Annotated in this window: 17 protein-coding genes; 10 read left to right on the plus strand and 7 right to left on the minus strand. The window is 60.3% G+C overall.

All coding sequences use genetic code 11. From position 1 onward, the window contains the following. Positions 1 to 68: 68 nt before the first annotated feature. Complete coding sequence (locus VKR55_RS23160; protein WP_324406955.1) at positions 69 to 1,220, plus strand: zinc-dependent alcohol dehydrogenase; 1,152 nt, start codon at positions 69 to 71, stop codon at positions 1,218 to 1,220. A 5-nt stretch (positions 1,221 to 1,225) separates the two neighbouring features. Here VKR55_RS23160 and VKR55_RS23165 read toward each other — a convergent pair whose 3' ends face one another. From VKR55_RS23165 to VKR55_RS23175, 3 genes are read right to left on the minus strand one after another with little or no spacing between them, the layout of a single operon-like run. Then, positions 1,226 to 3,619, minus strand: a complete 2,394-nt coding sequence (locus tag VKR55_RS23165) for a xanthine dehydrogenase family protein molybdopterin-binding subunit (protein ID WP_324406957.1) — start codon at positions 3,617 to 3,619, stop codon at positions 1,226 to 1,228. Further along, on the minus strand, positions 3,616 to 4,089 hold the full coding sequence (locus VKR55_RS23170) for a (2Fe-2S)-binding protein (RefSeq protein WP_414642424.1): 474 nt from the start codon (positions 4,087 to 4,089) through the stop codon (positions 3,616 to 3,618). The genes VKR55_RS23165 and VKR55_RS23170 overlap by 4 nt, the downstream gene beginning before the upstream one ends. A gap of 8 nt (positions 4,090 to 4,097) precedes the next feature. Beyond that, positions 4,098 to 4,976, minus strand: a complete 879-nt coding sequence (locus tag VKR55_RS23175) for an FAD binding domain-containing protein (RefSeq protein WP_324406959.1) — start codon at positions 4,974 to 4,976, stop codon at positions 4,098 to 4,100. A gap of 175 nt (positions 4,977 to 5,151) precedes the next feature. On the opposite strand from VKR55_RS23175, the gene VKR55_RS23180 reads away from it, so the two are divergent. Next, positions 5,152 to 6,258: an LLM class flavin-dependent oxidoreductase gene (locus VKR55_RS23180; RefSeq protein ID WP_324406961.1), complete on the plus strand. Its 1,107-nt coding sequence runs from the start codon at positions 5,152 to 5,154 to the stop codon at positions 6,256 to 6,258. A gap of 27 nt (positions 6,259 to 6,285) precedes the next feature. After that, positions 6,286 to 7,158, plus strand: coding sequence for a polysaccharide deacetylase family protein (locus VKR55_RS23185; RefSeq protein WP_324406962.1), 873 nt, complete (start codon positions 6,286 to 6,288; stop codon positions 7,156 to 7,158). A gap of 18 nt (positions 7,159 to 7,176) precedes the next feature. Here the strand turns inward: VKR55_RS23185 and VKR55_RS23190 are convergent, their stop codons facing one another. Genes VKR55_RS23190 through VKR55_RS23200 form a run of 3 tightly spaced genes read right to left on the minus strand, consistent with a single transcriptional unit; the run spans position 7,177 to position 9,680 of the window. Continuing rightward, positions 7,177 to 7,869, minus strand: coding sequence for a TetR/AcrR family transcriptional regulator (locus tag VKR55_RS23190; protein ID WP_324406964.1), 693 nt, complete (start codon positions 7,867 to 7,869; stop codon positions 7,177 to 7,179). Further along, positions 7,866 to 8,438, minus strand: a complete 573-nt coding sequence (locus tag VKR55_RS23195; RefSeq protein ID WP_324406966.1) for a flavin reductase family protein — start codon at positions 8,436 to 8,438, stop codon at positions 7,866 to 7,868. The genes VKR55_RS23190 and VKR55_RS23195 overlap by 4 nt, the downstream gene beginning before the upstream one ends. Positions 8,439 to 8,447: 9 nt before the next feature. Beyond that, entirely contained in the window at positions 8,448 to 9,680 is a 1,233-nt protein-coding gene (locus VKR55_RS23200; RefSeq protein ID WP_414642421.1) for an acyl-CoA dehydrogenase family protein, read from the minus strand. A 164-nt stretch (positions 9,681 to 9,844) separates the two neighbouring features. Between VKR55_RS23200 and VKR55_RS23205 the strand changes: the two genes are divergently transcribed. The 7 genes from VKR55_RS23205 to VKR55_RS23235 all read left to right on the plus strand — a co-directional run bounded on the left by VKR55_RS23205 (position 9,845) and on the right by VKR55_RS23235 (position 16,435). Next, positions 9,845 to 10,723, plus strand: a complete 879-nt coding sequence (locus tag VKR55_RS23205; RefSeq protein ID WP_324406967.1) for an NAD(P)-dependent oxidoreductase — start codon at positions 9,845 to 9,847, stop codon at positions 10,721 to 10,723. A gap of 397 nt (positions 10,724 to 11,120) precedes the next feature. After that, positions 11,121 to 11,987 (plus strand): branched-chain amino acid ABC transporter permease, encoded by an 867-nt coding sequence (locus tag VKR55_RS23210; RefSeq protein ID WP_324406969.1) that lies wholly within the window; start codon positions 11,121 to 11,123, stop codon positions 11,985 to 11,987. Further along, complete coding sequence (locus VKR55_RS23215; RefSeq protein WP_324406971.1) at positions 11,984 to 12,916, plus strand: branched-chain amino acid ABC transporter permease; 933 nt, start codon at positions 11,984 to 11,986, stop codon at positions 12,914 to 12,916. Before VKR55_RS23210 ends, VKR55_RS23215 begins: the two co-directional genes overlap by 4 nt. Next, positions 12,913 to 13,671, plus strand: a complete 759-nt coding sequence (locus tag VKR55_RS23220; RefSeq protein ID WP_324406973.1) for an ABC transporter ATP-binding protein — start codon at positions 12,913 to 12,915, stop codon at positions 13,669 to 13,671. The genes VKR55_RS23215 and VKR55_RS23220 overlap by 4 nt, the downstream gene beginning before the upstream one ends. Continuing rightward, positions 13,661 to 14,386, plus strand: a complete 726-nt coding sequence (locus tag VKR55_RS23225; protein ID WP_324406975.1) for an ABC transporter ATP-binding protein — start codon at positions 13,661 to 13,663, stop codon at positions 14,384 to 14,386. The genes VKR55_RS23220 and VKR55_RS23225 overlap by 11 nt, the downstream gene beginning before the upstream one ends. A gap of 33 nt (positions 14,387 to 14,419) precedes the next feature. Further along, on the plus strand, positions 14,420 to 15,316 hold the full coding sequence (locus tag VKR55_RS23230; protein ID WP_324406977.1) for an NAD(P)-dependent oxidoreductase: 897 nt from the start codon (positions 14,420 to 14,422) through the stop codon (positions 15,314 to 15,316). A gap of 45 nt (positions 15,317 to 15,361) precedes the next feature. Then, on the plus strand, positions 15,362 to 16,435 hold the full coding sequence (locus tag VKR55_RS23235; RefSeq protein ID WP_324406979.1) for an amidohydrolase family protein: 1,074 nt from the start codon (positions 15,362 to 15,364) through the stop codon (positions 16,433 to 16,435). A gap of 14 nt (positions 16,436 to 16,449) precedes the next feature. On the opposite strand, the gene maiA is transcribed toward VKR55_RS23235, so the two are convergent. Continuing rightward, the gene (gene maiA / locus VKR55_RS23240; RefSeq protein WP_324406981.1) at positions 16,450 to 17,109 is read right to left on the minus strand and encodes a maleylacetoacetate isomerase; all 660 of its coding nucleotides are present in this window, start codon (positions 17,107 to 17,109) and stop codon (positions 16,450 to 16,452) included. Positions 17,110 to 17,140 lie beyond the last annotated feature (31 nt).

Consider the following 17,140-nt stretch of genomic DNA (forward strand, 5'->3'; position numbering starts at 1 on the left):
GCAGAGAAACCGATTGCGCCGCCGCCTGGAGCGACTAGTCTCCAGGCCCAGCCATAGGAAACATTGCCATGTATAGCCCAGCGGGCGTCGAGACATCCCCCGAATTTCCTGTTCCCGAACGGATGAAGGCTTGGGTACTTGGGGGTCCCGATGAGCTATTCCTGCGTGACAAGCCAACGCCAATACCCGGACGCGCCGAGGTTCTGGTCCGCATCGACGCGGTCGCGATTTGCGCCACCGACCTCGAAATCATCCACCGCGGATCGCCGGCAAGCATTCAGGGCGGCCTGCCCTTCAACAAGAACTTCACGCCGGGCCACGAATATATGGGCACGGTCGCAGCTCTCGGGCCACATGTCGACGAATTCGAGATCGGTCAGCGCGTTACGGTTGAAATCCACGCCGGCTGCGGTCAGTGCAAGCGTTGCCGCCAGGGCATGTACACCTCTTGCCTGAACTACGGAAAGCCCGAGAAGGGCCACCGCGCCAACGGCTTCACGACCGATGGCGGCTTCGCCGAATACGCCGTCAATCACATCAACACCATCATCCGTGTGCCGGACAGCATGAGCGACCCGGAAGCCACGCTCGTGGTCACCGCTGGCACGTCGATGTACGGCCTCACCGAGCTCGGAGGGCTGGTCGCGGGCGAGAGCGTGGTGGTGATTGGCCCCGGCCCGATCGGATTGCTTGCAGTGGCCGTGGCGAAAGCACTTGGCGCGAGCCCGGTGGTGCTGACGGGAACGCGTGACCGGCGGCTTGCGATCGGCACGGAACTTGGCGCGGACCGCGTCGTCAATATCGGCAACGAAAATCCGGTCGATATCGTCAAGCAGCTTACGGGCGGGATCGGCGCGGACTACGTGATCGAATGCGCTGGCTCGGAGGCGACCATCGACCAGGCGATTCACATGACCAATCGCGGCGGAAAGATTTGCCTTGCCGCCTTTCCGCATGAACCGGTGATGACCAACATCGCGAACCTTGTCCGCAACAACATCTACGTCTACGGCATCAGGGGCGAAGGCCGCAGCGCGACCCATCGCGCCATGGAGCTAATGGCGGAAAAGCGCTTCGACGCGACAAAGATCCATACGCACACGTTCCCGCTTGCCGATCTGCCGACAGCGCTGCGTTATGCGCGGGACCGGGTCGAGGATGCGATCAAGGTGGTGGTGACCGCCCGGGAAACCAGCGCGATCGCCAGTGCGGCGGAGTAAAGCGATCAGATTCGCCCGAGCACGGTCAGGACAAGCTGCGGCGTCAGCGGAATCTCGGTAGTTGTCACGCCGAACGGCCGCAAGGCGTCATTGACGGCGTTGGCGACCGCGGCCGCGGCACCGGCCGTGCCGGCTTCACCCGCGCCCTTGGCCCCAAGCTCGCTCTCTGCTGTAGGCGAGACCACGTGGCCGACGTCGATGTCGGGCATCTCACCCGGCATCGGAACCAGATAGTCCGCCATGTTGGCATTCGTGAGTTGTCCGCGCTCATCATAGATGCACTTCTCGAATAGCGCCGCGCCCAACCCCTGCACCACCCCACCCCTGATCTGTTCATCAACCAGTTGCGGATTGACGACGGTCCCGCAGTCCTCGACCACCCAATGCTTGAGGAGCTTGATGAAGCCGGTGTGGGTATCGACCTCCAGCCAAGACGCCTGAACACCGTTGGTAAAGGCGAACGGATATTCGCGCGGGACGTAGTGTCGTGTCGCCATCAGCTCCGGCTGGATGCCCGGCGGCAGCGTATCGGGTCGGAAATAAACGATGCGTGCGAGCTCCCGGAGCTCGATCCGCGCCGCCCGATCGTTTGAATTCACGACGACGCCATCGGCTATATCAAGCTCGGTGGGCGCCGATTGCAGGATTGCAGCCGCAACGTCCAAAATGTTCTTCCGCAATATCTTGGTCGCCTGCAGCGCGGCCTCGCCGCCAATCCCAACCCCGCGCGAAGCCCAGGTGCCGCCACCATAGGGCGTGTTGTCGGTATCGCCGAGAATGACACGCACGCGCCTCATCGGGACGCCGAGCACGCTGCCGACGATTTGCGCCGTCATCGACTCCGAGCCCTGCCCTTGCTCGGTGATGCTGGTCTGGCAAATCACCGAGCCCTGAGCGTCCAGCCGAACAGCAACACCGTCCTGCGACGATATCTTTGCACCGCCGACCCCGTAAAATGCAGCACTCGGATTGGTGATCTCGATAAAGCTGGCGATGCCGATGCCCCGATGGATGTTCCGCCTGCGCAGCTCTGCCTGCTCGGCCCGTAAGCGGCCATAGTCCATCATCTGCACCAGCTTTGCGAGCGAGGCGTGATGTGAGAGCTTCTCAAATCGCAAGCCTGTCGGCGACGCGCAGGGATAGGCCTCATCGGCAATCAAATTCCGTCGCCGGATTTCGACCGGATCCATGGCGATCTTCATCGCGGCAAGGTCAACCAGACCTTCCGTCACGGAGCAGGCGATGGGATGGCCTACTGCGCGGTACTGGCACATGACATTCTTGTTTTGGAACACGGCACGAGCGCGCGCTCGATAGTTCTTGGTGACATACGGTCCACCGACAAGGCTGACGACCTGGTTCGCCTCGATCGCACTGGTGCGTGGATACATCGAATAAGGCCCGATACCGGTGAGATCGTCTATCTCGAATGCTGTGATCGTTCCGTCACGCTTAACGCCGATTTTTCCCTTGCAGCGATGGTCGCGGGCGTGGATGTCGGTGTTGAAGCTCTCAACCCGATCGGCGACAAATTTGATCGGCCGGCGCAGCAACTTCGATAACGCATAGGTCGCCATCTCATCGGCATAGATGTGCACCTTGATACCAAAGGAGCCGCCGACATCCTTGCAAACGACGCGCACCTGGCGTTCCTCGAGCCCGAGGTGCAACGCGGCGATGTTCTGCACCATATGCGGCGCCTGGCTGCCCTGATAGATCGTGAGCCGTTCTTCAGCCGAGCTCCAGTCGGCCACGACCGCGCGCGGCTCGAGCGTTACGCCGGTGTGCCGGCCGAAGATGAAATCTGCTTCCACCACCTCGTCCGCGTCGGCGAAAGCCTGATCGACAGCTCCGGCCTCGTGGATGCGCTCGAAGGCTAGATTGTCTCCGAGCTGCAGATGGATAACCGGGGTCTGCGGATCGAGCGCCGTCCGCATCTCCGTTGCGGCCTCAAGCTCCTCGTACGCGACCACGACCGCCTCGGCCGCATCTTCTGCCAGCGCCCGGGTGGTCGCAACGACTGCGGCGACCGCCTCACCCTGCCAACAGACACGATCGATGGCGATCGCATGTTGGGGGGCGGATTTCAGTCCTTTCAGATGTGAGAGCACGCCAACCCAGGGCGTGATGACCGCAGCAAGCTCCTTTCCGGTAACGATCGCGATGACCCCCGGCATTTGCTTTGCAGCGTGCGCATCAAGGCTAATGATCCTTGCATGCGCATGAGGCGAACGCAGGAAGACCACATGGGCCATCCGGGGCAGCACCATGTCGCTAACATATTGGCCTCGCCCCTGCATGAGCCGGTCAAGGTTCGGTCGCGGGACCGTCTTGCCGATATACGAATTCGGCCGATCAAGCACGGAAAGCGATTCCGGCTTTGTTGATGATGCGGTCATGATACCCGCTCCCTCCGCGATCGAGCCGTGGACTCGACAGCGTCGATAATGGCCTGATAACCGGTGCAGCGGCAGTAATTGCCGGACAGATGCTCACGGATTTGCTCGCGGCTTGGATCGGCGTGCTGCGTCAGCAAATCCTGGGCAGCCATCAGCATGCCCGGCGTGCAATAGCCGCATTGCAGGGCGTTGCGATCGCGAAACGCAGCCTGGAGGTCGGCGACCTCGTCGCTGTCCGACAGACCCTCGATGGTCTGCACCGACCCGCCATGTGCCTGCACCGCAAGCATGAGGCAGGCGCGGACGATCTCACCGTCCAGGCGCACCGTGCAGGCACCGCACACGCCGTGCTCGCAACCGACATGCGTACCAGTCAGGTGCAAGTGCTCTCGCAGAAAATCGGCCAGGTTGACGCGTGGCAAGACCTGCACGTCAACCCGTTCGCCGTTCACTTCGAGCGAGATTTGCATCGGCGCGGTCACGCCAGGCCCTCCGCGAGCTCAGGCCGATCGAGCAGCGTTGCTACGCAGCGGCCAAGCAGGACCTTTGCCAGATGCCGACGCATTGCGCTCGAAGCCTGCTGGTCATCCGGCGGATCTAGTTCTTTGCCCAGCGCGACGGACACCTGCGAAATCAACGCGGGCGTGACGAGCGTATTCAAGAGGTGATTTGCCGCTCCGGCCAACACCGGCCGGTCGCCGACGGCGAAGAAGGCAAGCCAAAGAGAGCTCAGGGCGTTGCCTTCGATCACCGCCTGTGCCGCGAGACCGGTGATAGCATAATCGCCATGTCGGCGCGCAAATTCATGGAAGAAGTGGGCTGAATTTTTCTGCGAGACCGGTAGCTCGATGGCGACCAACAGTTCCTCGACCGACAATGCCGTCTGAAAAATCCCCTGGAAAAAGTCGGCCGCGGCAATTCGTCGCTCGCCGTCTCTCCCTCGAACCACGAGGGTAGCGCCTAGGGCGAGCATGCAGGCTGGAAATTCGGAGGCCGGGTCGGCATGCGCAAGGCTGCCTCCAAGCGTTCCGCGGTTGCGTATCGCGGGATGGGCGACGTGTGCGACCGCCTCCGCCAGCAACGGCGCGTGAAGGGCGACTTCGGGGGAACGCTGGAGATCGACATGGCGTGTCAGCGCGCCAATACGAAGGATATCGCCATCGACAGCTATTCCTCGCAGCTCGGCGATCCCAGCGATATCCACGATCAGTTCCGGAGCAATCAGGCGCAGATTCATCGCCGGCATCAGGCTCTGTCCGCCAGAAAGAACTTTCGCCTTATCGCCATGCTCAGCCAGCAATGCCAGCGCATCGTCCACGCTGGTGGCGCGCACATAGCCAAAAGCCGCAGCCTTCATGGACGATGCCTTCCGAAAACGTTTGCGGTTTTCGGATTAGAAGGCCGCAATCCGGCAAAGGTCAAGCTTGTTTATCGACCGATTATTTCGCTACACTCGACCTCGGACCCGTCTTGTCAGACTGAGCGACGTGCGGCCTGGCCAATAGAGGATAAACGCCTGGGGAGGCGCTAATATGAATGTAGGTTTCTTTACGATGCCGATCCACCCGTTGGAAAAGGATTGGCGTGTCTCCCTGAATGAAGACCGCGAAGCGTTCCTACTCGCCGATGAGCTTGGATTTACCGAAGGCTATGTCGGCGAGCACGTCACCGACCAGGCCGAAAACATTACTTCCTGCGTCGCTTTTCTGGCGTGGATCGCGGCGGCAACGAAGCGGATCAAGCTCGGGACCGGCACCATCAACATGCCAAATACGCACCCGGCGACGGTCGCCGCATCGATCGCGATGCTCGACCACATGCTTGAAGGTCGCTTGATTTTCGGGATCAGTCCCGGCGGCCTGCTGTCGGATGCCGAGCTTTTTGAAAACCTGGATGCCGACCGCAACGCGATGTTCCTCGAAGCGATCAACGATGTCCTGAAGATCTGGGAGAGCGAGGCGCCCTACAACATCCAGGGCAAATACTGGAATATCTCGACGGAAAAGACCATGATGAAGGACATCGGTCAGGGGATCATCGCGCGCCCCTTGCAGCGGCCGCACCCGCCGATTGTCGTTACTGCGGTTGCGCCTTTTTCAAAGGGCGTCACGGAGGCCGCCGCGCGTGGTTGGGATCCGATCTCCGCCAACTTCCTGATGCCAGCCTGGGTCAAAAGCCATTGGCCAAGATATGTCGAGGGCTGCGAACGCAGCGGTCGCAGCGCCGATCCTGCCAACTGGCGCGTCGCCAAGAGCGTCTTTGTCGCCGAGGATGCAGCGGTCGCCAAGGCCTATGCCACCGATCCCGACGGGCCCTATGTCTATTACTATCGTTCGCTGTTCGCAAAACTGAAGAAGGGCGGCCGGATCGAGCTGTTCAAGACCCGTCGCGATCAACCCGACGATGAAGTCACACTGGAGTCAATCTGCGAGCGGCTCGTCATCTGGGGCACGCCTGAAAGCGTCGCCGACCAGATGCTGGCTTTCCAGGAGGAAGTGGGTAAGTTCGGAACGCTGCTTTATGCCGGCAAGGATTGGAAGGATCGCGAACTGGGGCGCCAATCCATGATCCTGATGGCCGAAAAGGTCATGCCGCGCATCAACGCTGGCGCATCAGGCCGATCCAAAGCCGCACAATAACTTCGCGGCCAATAGAAGAGGCGCGACGTGGCTCTCAGTGACCGCATTCCCTATCAGGCTCAAGTCGACCGGCCGAAGCTTGAGCTGCCGGGCGGCAAGAAGCTTGCGGTCTGGGTCATTCTCAACGTCGAGGAATGGCGGATCGAGAACGCGATGCCGCGCGTCGTGCTGAGCCCGCCGATGGGACAGCCGCTGTTGCCTGACGTGCCCAACTGGTCGTGGCATGAATATGGGATGCGCGCGGGATTCTGGCGGCAGTTCAAGGCTCTGACTGATCGCAGGATACCGGTGACGCTGGCCCTCAATGCCAATGTCTGCAACACCTATCCGCGCGTCGCATCCGCAGCGCTGGAAGCCGGCTTCGAATTCATGGGGCACGGCTTCGTTCAGGGCCCCATGCACAAGCTTGAAAATCAAGCCGACGCGATCAAGCTCGCTGTCGAGACCATCGCAAAATTCGCCGGCAAGCCGCCCCGGTCCTGGGAGAGCCCGGGCCTGACCGAGACGGACGCAACTCTCGATCTACTGCGCCTCAATGGTATCGAATATGTTGCGGATTGGGTGATCGACGACCTCCCCCAAGACATCGCAACGCCGCATGGCGCCATCACGACCATCCCCTACTCGGTCGAGACCAACGACATTGTCATCCATGCGCTGCAGCATCTGCCGTCCGAGCAATTCCTGAAGCGATGCACGGACCAGTTCGACCGGCTATATCTCGAGGGAGCCGAGAACGCGCGGATCATGGCCATTTCGATCCACCCCTACATCACGGGTGTGCCGCATCGCATCAAATATCTGGAGGCGTTGCTCGACTATGTCATCGGCCATGACGGGGTGGCGCTGATGACGGCAAGCGAAATCGGCGACTGGTATCGCGCAGCGATGAAGGCCTAGCATGACAAGTGCGGTGCCTTAGCCAATGACTTTTACTGGCGCGCGAACAGAGCCGCCTACACGGCCTCTGCCAAACACCCGATCATAGCCGGCGAGGAACGCATCCAGTGCATCGCAGATCATCTGCTCCTTGTTCTCGATCACCTGGGATTCGTAGATGTACTTGCGAACGCCGTAGTAGAAAATGCCGCTGTGAAACACCCAGGCGAGTTCGAGTTCTGGTGCAGTCGGCTTGCCCTCGGCCGGAAGTCCCATTTCGTGACGGCATTCCTTGACGATGCGCGTCAGAATCTGCTCACGCACGACGCCGACATACCAGCGGTTGATGTCGAGCCCCTTCAGCCCCGAATAGAGATAAATGCGCATCCATTTGCGCTTGAAGATGACGTTGGTGTATCCGCGATAGAACTCCAGCAAGCGGTCCCGCAGCGGCCGCGAACGGTCCGTGAGAAGCTTCTCCCAGCCAGTGTCGAGCGGCTCGAGATAGACCGTGCGATATACTTCCTTGATCAGATCATCCTTGCTGGGAAAGTAGCGATAAAGCAGCGGCTGGGTTACGCCGAGCCGGCGCGCGAGGTCGCGCGTACCGCCACCGAATCCCTCTTCCGAGAAAAACTCGGTCGCCTTGGCAACGAACTCCTTGCGGCGATCATCCGGCGAAAGCCGCTTCTGCTTGGGTCGCGCCTGCCCGGGTGAGGCCTTCTTCTTCATGACGTCGTATCGGTTGTGCGGCGATCATCCACCCCTAGGAACCGACCATAGCCGCCGCGAGCAAACAACAGCGGTTCCTTCCGGTTGTAAGAATAGGCCTCGACCGCGCCGAGGAAGATGACGTGGTCGCCGCCGTAATAGCGATCGGCGGCCCGACACTGGAAATTCGCGACACTCCCGGCAAGCAATGGCGCGCCGCCAAGGCCCGGTTTCCAGTCGACACCGGAAAATTTGTCGTCCGAAGATTTGGCAAACCTGTTCGCAAGCGCCTGCTGGCTCACGCCCAGCACGTTGACGGCAAAATGGCTTGCGTTCTGGAACGCATTAAGGCTCGACGAATAGAGGACCAGACTCCAAAGCACCAGTGGAGGATTAAGCGACACCGAAGCGAACGAATTGCAGGTCAACCCATATGGTTTTCCGTCGGCGCCGGCGGCCGTGATGATGGTGACGCCGGTGGCGTAGGCGCCGAGCGCGTTACGAAAGTCTCGCGGGTCGATCGGGGAGTGATCGCTGGCCAATTCGTTTGCAGGATCGGGATTGATCGGGTGCTTCGGCGCGTCGTTCATTCGCTGGCCTCAAAGCGTCAGGTTTTCGGACGGGAGGCCAAGCGCCACGCGGCCGTAGTTTGTCCCGGCCGCATCGAAGTTGAACGCAAGGTGTGAATTGATGGCATGGGCATCACGGAATTGCCGCTGTAACACGCCGGTGATAAACAATCCACGCGCGCCGCTCGCGGAAAACAACAACGACACCGCCTCAGTACAGAGATTGACCGAAAAAGCGCCATCGCGGCGCAGCCGCGTCTTGGCGGTCATGTCCAGAATATAGCCGCGCCTGGCGTCTGCCATCGCCTCAATGCAACTCGATCGCATGATCCGACGGGCTGCATCAATCTTGGCGGACGCTTCCGCAATCTTGATCTGCGTGCTCTGCATATCGGCAAGCCTGGTCCGGTTGTAGGTCGACGCGCGGTGCCGGGAGACTTCGATGTAGTCGTCGAGACACGCCTGGGCGTTGCCGAGCGCCACGCCGGAAAGCACATAGGGAAACAGCGAAAATACCGGCAACGCATAAAGCGCGCTGGGATTGACGGCACTCCCGGGGGTCGGTCCGCCGCCAAGGTCGCTCACCGCAATCGAGAGCGCATCGGGCACGAAAGCGTCGCTGACTTCGACATCATTGGATCCGGTGCCTTGCAGCCCAACCGAATTCCAAGTGTCGACGATCGTGTAGTCGCTCTTGTGGACCAAGAATATCCGATACTCGATTCCGTCGGCTTCATCATCCGATGAAACCACGCTGGCGAGCATATCCCACTCAGAGGAAGCAACCCCCGAGGAAAACGGCCAACGGCCGCGTAGGTGGTACCCGCCGTCGACCTTGCGCGCGCGACCGGCGGGAAAGATGAAGGACGAGGCAATCAGTGCATTCGGGTCCTTGTCCCATACCACGTCCTGGGCGCGCTTCTCGAACAAGCCCAGCATCCAATGATGGCTGGCGAGGTTGGCAAAATTCCAAGCTACGGAAGCGTCGCCCTTCGCCAGTAGTTCGGCGCAATCGACCAACGCAACATAGTCGAATTCAGAGCCGCCAACCCGCTTCGGTTGAACGATTCTGAATAGACCTGCATCATGTAGATCACGCTCGGTCTCGGGCGGAAGTCGCCGCAGTTCTTCGGTGCGCGCAGCCCGATCGCGGAGCCGCGGAATAAGCGCCTTCGCGCGGGCAGTCATCGCCGCATAAGCGCGATCATCCGAGCCCGCTATTGCGTGCTGGCCCGTGACCGACTTCTGACCGACGCCAGCCATTTGGCGTTCCTCGCTTGCTTGCCGCCGGATCACCGCATGATCGACAACTCGAAACGCGCTTGACCGGCCAAAGTTAGTTCGCGATTGTTTATCGCACGATCACCAATTAAGGCGCGGCCGGCGTTGCCCGTCAATCAGAAATCATCGGGTGGAAGCAGGTAACCATGGACAAGACCGTAGGAATTGTAGGCCTCGGCATCATGGGGGGTGCTATCTCACGCAACCTCGTCGAACGCGGATGGCGCGTGATCGGCTTTGACATCGACCCGGCAAGAAATGCCGAGCTCGCCCAAGCGAAGGTAACCATCGCAGGCAGCGTCGCCGAGCTTACTCGCGACGCACCCGTCATCATGACCAGCCTCGCGTCGCCGGCCGCAGTCGAGAGGGTTGCACAGGAAATCGCGGGTTCCGGGCAAGCCTCAAGGATTGTCATCGAGCTCAGCACGCTCAGCCTTGCCGACAAGGTCCGCTTCGAAGCGATGCTCCGGCAGGCAGGACACCTCGCGCTCGATTGCCCACTCAGCGGAACCGGGGCTCAGGCGAAGCTTCGGGATCTCGTGGTCTATGCCAGCGGCGACAGCGAAGCGATCAGGAAGTGTATGGGCTTGTTTGCCGATTTTGCGAAGCAAAGTGCCGATCTCGGGCGCTACGGCAATGGCAGCCGGATGAAGTTTGTTGCCAACCACCTGGTCGCGATCAACAACGTCGCCACCGCGGAAGCGATGTTGCTCGCCGAGCGAGCCGGGCTCGATCCAAGGATGGTGGTCGACGTGGTCGGCCCGGGCGCCGGCGGCTCGCGGATGTTCCAGCTACGCGCTCCAATGATGGTTGAACGCGTCTACGAACCGGCAACCATGAAGGTTTCAGTCTGGAAAAAGGACATGGGGATAATAGCCGAATTCGCGGACGAGGTAGGCTGCGAAACGCCGCTGTTTGCGATGACACAGCCTGTCTACGCCGAAGCGATGGCCATGGGATTGGGTGAGCAGGACACCGCCTCGGTCTTCGAGGTCTTGAAGAAGACGATTGTCAAAAACCGCTAAATCCAGCGCGACGTTGACGGCAAGACCGGGTGTCGCACCGCACCAAAAGGAGCGTCATACCAATTGATGTGGCGAAACGGACGCGCGGGCGTTCTCCGGCGTAGTTATCACTTGATCATTAACGGCTTCCATCGGATAAATTGCGCAATCAATAAAGCTCAGCAGATCGTCATTCGCACCGATCCTAGGGGAGGATTTCATGACGATGTCGCGACGACAGTTTGTCAACGGGGCTGCTGGAGCTGGCACAGCCGGCATGGCTGCTCCCAAGCTTGTTCTCGCCCTAAGCAGCGCCCCAATCCGCGTCGGGCAGCTGCGAGCCAACTATCTTGAGCAATAGATCGGCTTCTCCGGCGGGAAAGATCCCGCAAGCCGCCAAGAACAAGGTTGGCCGACGATGCAGTTTTGGATCATCCAGGGCCTCAACAGTCTCTCACTTGGCGGTTTGCTCTTCCTGCTGTCGTCCGGGTTTTCGCTGATTTTCGGCCTCATGCGCCTCGCCAACCTGACGCACGGCGCCTTCTTCATGCTCGGCACCTATTTCGCCGCGACGGCGCTCCGCTCCTTCCAGGGCTTGGACATCTGGGTGACCGCGCTAGGCGCAGGCGTCCTGGTTGCAGCGATCGGTGGTCTGTTTGAACGGTTGGTACTGACGCGGCTGAGAGGCAATCCGCTTGGGCAGGTGCTGGTCACGCTTGGCATGTCCTTCATTATTTCCGATGCCTGCTTGATGATTTGGGGTGGCGATTCCATTCCCGTTCCGACGCCGCAAAACCTGCAGGCACCGACACGCCTGTTCGGTTTCGTTTTTCCAACCTACCGCCTGGTGCTGGTCGGGCTGGCGATCGTCGCGGCAGTTGCACTGTATCTTCTGCTGGAACGCACAAGATTGGGAGCCATGATCCGTGCAGGCGTCGATGACCGGCAAATGGCGCGAGCGGTCGGCATCCCGGTTGCGAAGCTTTTCACGATCGTGTTCTGCCTCGGCGCAGGCATTGCAGGCGCAGCCGGCGTACTCGGTGGCCCAATCCTTTCAGCTTACCCTGGCCTTGACGCTGATATGCTGCCGCTCGCACTGATCGTCGTCATCCTCGGAGGGATCGGCAGCCTACTCGGCGCATTCATCGGCAGCTTTCTGATCGGCTTCATCTACACTTTCGGCACCGCGCTGTTTCCGGAACTGGCCTACATTATCCTGTTCCTGCCCATGATCTTCGTCCTTGCATTTCGGCCACAAGGGCTCTTTGGGCGCGTCGGTACATGAAGTGGCTAGGCGCAGTCCTGCTCGGCGGATCGCTGCTCCTGCCGCCGTTCCTCGCCGGAGATTTCTATATCAATCTGGCGAGTCAGATCCTGATTGCTGCGATCTTCGCGCTCAGCCTCAATTTGCTGGTCGGCTTTGGCGGCATGACATCGCTGGGACATGCGTCCTATCTTGGTGTCGCCGCCTATATCTCTGCATTGATGACCAGCCGATATGGTTTCGGTCACGCTACTGCCGCGCTTATCTCGATCTCCGGTACAGTTGCGATGGCCGCGGCCTTCGGTGTGATCGCGCTTCGTGCTAGCGGGCTTGGCTTCCTCATGATCACCCTCGCGTTGTCGCAGGTGCTGTGGGGCCTTGCTTACAGAATGTCCGATGTGACCAACGGCGACAATGGCATCACAGGTCTGACCCGACCCGCGCCATTCGGTATCTCGCTCGAAACTCCCTTTGCGTTCTATTGGTTCGCGCTGATTGTGGCTACGATCGCCTTCCTGATGATGACGATCTTCGTCTCGTCGGCGTTTGGGTCTTCGTTGAAAGGAGTGCGCGATCAACCGCGCCGCATGGCAGCGCTCGGTTTCAATCCCTGGCTGATCCGCTGGATCACCTTCATCTATTCCGGCTTCTGGGGCGGCGTCGCCGGTCTGCTGTTCGTCTACTATAACGAGTACATCCATCCGAGCTTGCTCTCGACCACCAGCTCAGCCGAGGCTTTACTTGGCGTGATTGCGGGCGGCTCCGGAACGCTGGGCGGTCCGGCCGTCGGCGCTGCTCTGGTGTTGCTCCTGAAAAACTACGCCTCGGCCTACATCGAACGCTGGAACATGCTTCTCGGCCTCGTGTTTCTTTTCATCGTCCTGGTGATGCCGGCCGGCATCGTTCCGGGCGTTAGCCGCCTGATGTCCGGATTGCGGCGAGGCTCATGATGACCGCGCCTGGATCCGAGTACGCCCTCGAGGTGCTCAACCTGAACAAGGCCTTTGGCGGCCTGGTGGTCACCCGGGATGTGTCTCTCAAAGTTCGGCCAGGCGAACGCCGATTGATCATCGGGCCCAATGGCGCAGGCAAAACCACGTTGTTCAATCAAATCAGTGGGGATTTGCAACCGAATTCTGGATTTGTTCGACTGTTCGGTGCAGATATCACTTACCTTCCTCCGTACAAGCGCGCGCATTGCGGGTTGTCGCGCACCTATCAGATCATCACTCTATTTGCCGGCGATACGTTGGAGCATAACGTCTCGCTTGGCCTGTTGGGGTTGCAGCGGACACGCTGGCAGATGTGGCGGCCAATGTCAGCCTATCGCGATCTTGCAACAGAAGCCCGCCGAACACTTGACACAGTTGGGCTTCTACATCTGGCAGACCATCCGATCTCCGACATTGCCTACGGCGAGAGGCGACGGGTCGAGCTGGCGGTGGCGCTCGCTCAAAAGCCACGCGTATTGCTCCTCGACGAACCGCTCGCCGGACTATCCAACACCGAACGCTCGACAGTCCAATCACTGATTGCATCGATTTCGCGTGAAACGACCGTGATCATGATCGAGCATGATATGGATACCGCGCTCAACCTCGCCGAGACCGTAACTCTGCTTAATTATGGCCGGGTGATTGTAGACGGCGACCGCGACGCCGTGATCACCGATGAACGAACGCGGGAGGTGTACCTTGGCACCTGACGCGCTCAATTTGACCAACGTCCACGCATTCTATGGCGACAGCCATATCCTGCATGGCATCAGCTTCTCCCTAGCTCCCGGTAGCGTACTGGCACTGCTCGGACGAAACGGCGCCGGCAAGACCACTTGTATCTCCACCATCATCGGCCTCCTTCGGCCACGAGAAGGCGAAATCCGGCTGCATGGCGAGCCGATCGCGGGCCTCAGCCCCGAACGTATCGCCCGTCTCGGCATCGGTCTTGTGCCTCAGGGCCGCCGCATCTTCCCCTCGCTCACGGTTCGCGAAAATCTGGTGGTGGCCGCGCAGCGACGCGAGACCGGCACGACACCATGGACTTTGGATCGCATCTACGATCTTTTCCCACGGCTACGCGAGCGACATACGCAGCTTGCCGGAACGCTCTCCGGCGGCGAGCAGCAGATGCTGGCGATTGGCCGGGCCTTGATGGGAAATCCGCGGGTGCTTTTGCTGGATGAGCCGTCGGAAGGTCTCGCGCCACTGATCGTGGCGGAAGTCGGCCGGACCATCAGCCGCTTGAAGACGGAAAGGCAATCCATCGTCCTGGTCGAGCAGAATCTCAAGCTCGCGCTCGACGTCGCCGACTCTGCCGTCATTCTCAACACGGGACGCAGCGTCTTCACGGGCACGACTGGCGAGCTGCAGAAAAATGATGACCTGATCGCGCAGAATTTGGGCATACACCATGCACGCTAATCCGACAGTTCACCTACGAGCGGAGGGCGACCAATGAAAATCGGCGTATGCGGAACAGGACGAATGGGCTCTGCGATCGCGCAGCGACTAATGGCGATTGGACACGAGGTCGGCGTCTGGAACCGCAATCAGGCCAAGACGAAGTCACTGACCAAGGCGGGCGCCAGGGCGTTCCCGACGCCAGCGGCGCTTGTTGAAGGCTGTGACGCGGTCTTCGTCATGCTCCTCAACGATGCGGCCAGCGAAGCGGTCTATCGTGGTCCGGACGGCATTCTGGCGGGAAAGCTGAGCGGCAAGCTTGTGATTGACATGAGCACGGTTCGCCCAGACACCATGCAAGCCATCGGAGCGTCCGTCGGACGGCACGGGGCAACATTTGTCGAGAGTCCTGTAGGTGGCAGTGTCGGCCCTGCAATAGAAGGCAAGCTATTCGCCTTGGTTGGTGGCGAAAAGGGTGATGTCGCCCGCGCGATGCCAGTGCTGGAACAATTGTGCCGTCGCATCGAACACGTCGGCGCGCTCGGCGCCGGTGCGACGGTGAAACTCGCTATCAACCTGCCGCTCTTGGTCTATTGGCAAGCACTCGGCGAATCCTTGACGATCTGCAAGTCACTCAACCTGCCGCCCGACCGCCTCATTGATATCCTGTCCGATACCGCGGGTACGCCAACCGCGATGAAAGGCCGTGGCGCCGTGATCGCGAAAGTATTGGCTGGCGAACCGCTCGGCCCAACAGCCTTCGGCCTCAGCGCCGCCAAAAAGGACCTCGCGACCGCGGTTCAATGCGCGCGCACGCTCCACGCCGAGCTTCCAGTCGCGACGAGTGCCCTCGCCTGCTTCGAGGAAGCCGAAGCAGCTGGTCTAGGCGATGCAGATGCCACAGCAATTTCAAGCCACTGGCCGCAACGGCAGACCGTATCGAAATCGTGATACCCACTAGCTGCCCGCTCAATCCCCAGGAAGCACAGGTCAAACATGATCGACAGCAAGAACCGTTACGGTCGCACCGCTGCCCGCATTCACGATGCCGACAGTCTCGCCCGCCGCCCCTCCTCAACGACGATCGATATCCATGCGCACATCGTGGTTCCGCAGGCCGCTGCAGTGGCGCAGTCGCATGTCGACATAAGCCGGATTCCGCTCGCTTATTTCGCCGACGACGCCACCAAGGAGGTCAACGCGCAGCAGGAGAAGGACCTCCGCGAGGTGATGACCACGATGGATCGAAGATTGAGCCACCTAGACCGGATGGGCATCGACATTCAGGTCGTGGCCCCTGCGCCGGGCCAGTGCTATTACACCGTCGATCCCAGGATTGGAGAAACGGCCCATCGTCTCGCCAATGATGGCGTTGCGGAATATTGCTCTCGCAAGCCCGACCGGTTTGTTGGGCTTGGCGTCGTCACCCTACAAGAGCCTGAGTTGGCGGTGCGTGAGCTCGACTACATCATGGGCACGTTGAAACTGAGGGGTGTCGAGATCCTCACCAACGTTGGCGGCCAGGAGCTATCCGATCCGAAATTCCAGCCATTCTTCGCACGAGCCGAGCAACTCGGCGCCTTCATCATGATGCATCCGAACGGATTCACCCACGGCGAGCGGCTGACCCATTTCTACTTCAGCAATGTTTTGGGGAATCCTCTGGACACGACGCTGGCCCTGCACAACCTCATCTTCTCGGGAACGCTCGCGCGGTTTCCAGAGCTGAAGTTGATGGCCGTCCATGGTGGCGGCTATCTGCCAAGCTACTCCGGGCGCATCGATCACGCCTGGGGCGCGCGGCGGGATTGTCATGCCGAGCTCCCGCTACCTCCAACGACCTATCTGCGCCAAGTCTATCTCGATACCGTCGTCTTCACCTATCACCAGTTGGCTTATTTGATCGACGTCTTTGGTCCCGACCGCATCGTCATGGGTACTGATTATCCGTTCGACATGGCCGAGTACAATCCAATCGGTCATGTCGCGGGCGTCGACGGCATGGACGAGGTCACACTGGCGCAGATCACTGGCGGAAATGCGGCGCGCGTCTTGGGCCTCGATCTCTGATCCCGGCAACAAGCTCAGCGCGCCGCTGCCGCTTTCTTGTAACCGGGCTGTTCGTAGGGATGCGAGCTTGCGAAGGCCGGCAGTGCAAAGCACTGCTCGGCAAGCTTTGCCACGATTGGGAACGTGGCCAGATCAAGCTTGAGAAAATGCGCCCCGATCACCTGGCTGGCGATGCAGATGTCGGCCAGCCCCGGCTCCGAGCCTAACGCGAAGGGTGCCGGAGTCCGGCGTGCCAGCAGCCGTTCGTAGGTTGCAAGTCCCTCTGTCGTCCAATGCTTGCCCCATTGCTCGATCGCATGAGCATCGGCACCGAATGTCTTGGCAAGATGATTGCGTACCCTCGGCACCACGAGGGGATGCGCGTCAGCGACGTTCACCAGCGCCAACGAACGCGCGTATGCCCGTTCCTTCGGATCGACGGGTATCAGCCGCGGTTCGGGCTTGATGTCTTCGATATATTCGATAATGGCGAGCGATTGGAAAACCGAATGGTCCTCATGGACAAAGGTCGGCACTACCCGCTCGGCGTTGACCTTCTCGTAGCCTGGCTCAAACTGCTCACCCGAAAGAATGTCGATCGGCGTCTCTTCGAACGACAGGCCTTTCAGCTTGAGCGCAACCCTCACCCGGAACGTAGCGATCGACCGCCAGAATCCATAGATCTGAATACCCATCGCAGTCCTCGTCCCAGATGCAGACCATTGT

It is taken from the genome of Bradyrhizobium sp. (assembly GCF_035309285.1).
Lineage (GTDB): Bacteria > Pseudomonadota > Alphaproteobacteria > Rhizobiales > Xanthobacteraceae > Bradyrhizobium.

Bases quoted from the DNA above. Each gene is read 5' to 3' on its own strand.
- VKR55_RS23160 (WP_324406955.1), top strand. From the start codon at position 69: ATGTATAGCCCAGCGGGCGTCGAGACATCCCCCGAATTTCCTGTTCCC.
- VKR55_RS23165 (WP_324406957.1), bottom strand. From the start codon at position 3,619: ATGACCGCATCATCAACAAAGCCGGAATCGCTTTCCGTGCTTGATCGG.
- VKR55_RS23170 (WP_414642424.1), bottom strand. From the start codon at position 4,089: ATGCAAATCTCGCTCGAAGTGAACGGCGAACGGGTTGACGTGCAGGTC.
- VKR55_RS23175 (WP_324406959.1), bottom strand. From the start codon at position 4,976: ATGAAGGCTGCGGCTTTTGGCTATGTGCGCGCCACCAGCGTGGACGAT.
- VKR55_RS23180 (WP_324406961.1), top strand. From the start codon at position 5,152: ATGAATGTAGGTTTCTTTACGATGCCGATCCACCCGTTGGAAAAGGAT.
- VKR55_RS23190 (WP_324406964.1), bottom strand. From the start codon at position 7,869: ATGAAGAAGAAGGCCTCACCCGGGCAGGCGCGACCCAAGCAGAAGCGG.
- VKR55_RS23195 (WP_324406966.1), bottom strand. From the start codon at position 8,438: ATGAACGACGCGCCGAAGCACCCGATCAATCCCGATCCTGCAAACGAA.
- VKR55_RS23200 (WP_414642421.1), bottom strand. From the start codon at position 9,680: ATGGCTGGCGTCGGTCAGAAGTCGGTCACGGGCCAGCACGCAATAGCG.
- VKR55_RS23205 (WP_324406967.1), top strand. From the start codon at position 9,845: ATGGACAAGACCGTAGGAATTGTAGGCCTCGGCATCATGGGGGGTGCT.
- VKR55_RS23210 (WP_324406969.1), top strand. From the start codon at position 11,121: ATGCAGTTTTGGATCATCCAGGGCCTCAACAGTCTCTCACTTGGCGGT.
- VKR55_RS23215 (WP_324406971.1), top strand. From the start codon at position 11,984: ATGAAGTGGCTAGGCGCAGTCCTGCTCGGCGGATCGCTGCTCCTGCCG.
- VKR55_RS23220 (WP_324406973.1), top strand. From the start codon at position 12,913: ATGATGACCGCGCCTGGATCCGAGTACGCCCTCGAGGTGCTCAACCTG.
- VKR55_RS23230 (WP_324406977.1), top strand. From the start codon at position 14,420: ATGAAAATCGGCGTATGCGGAACAGGACGAATGGGCTCTGCGATCGCG.
- VKR55_RS23235 (WP_324406979.1), top strand. From the start codon at position 15,362: ATGATCGACAGCAAGAACCGTTACGGTCGCACCGCTGCCCGCATTCAC.
- maiA (WP_324406981.1), bottom strand. From the start codon at position 17,109: ATGGGTATTCAGATCTATGGATTCTGGCGGTCGATCGCTACGTTCCGG.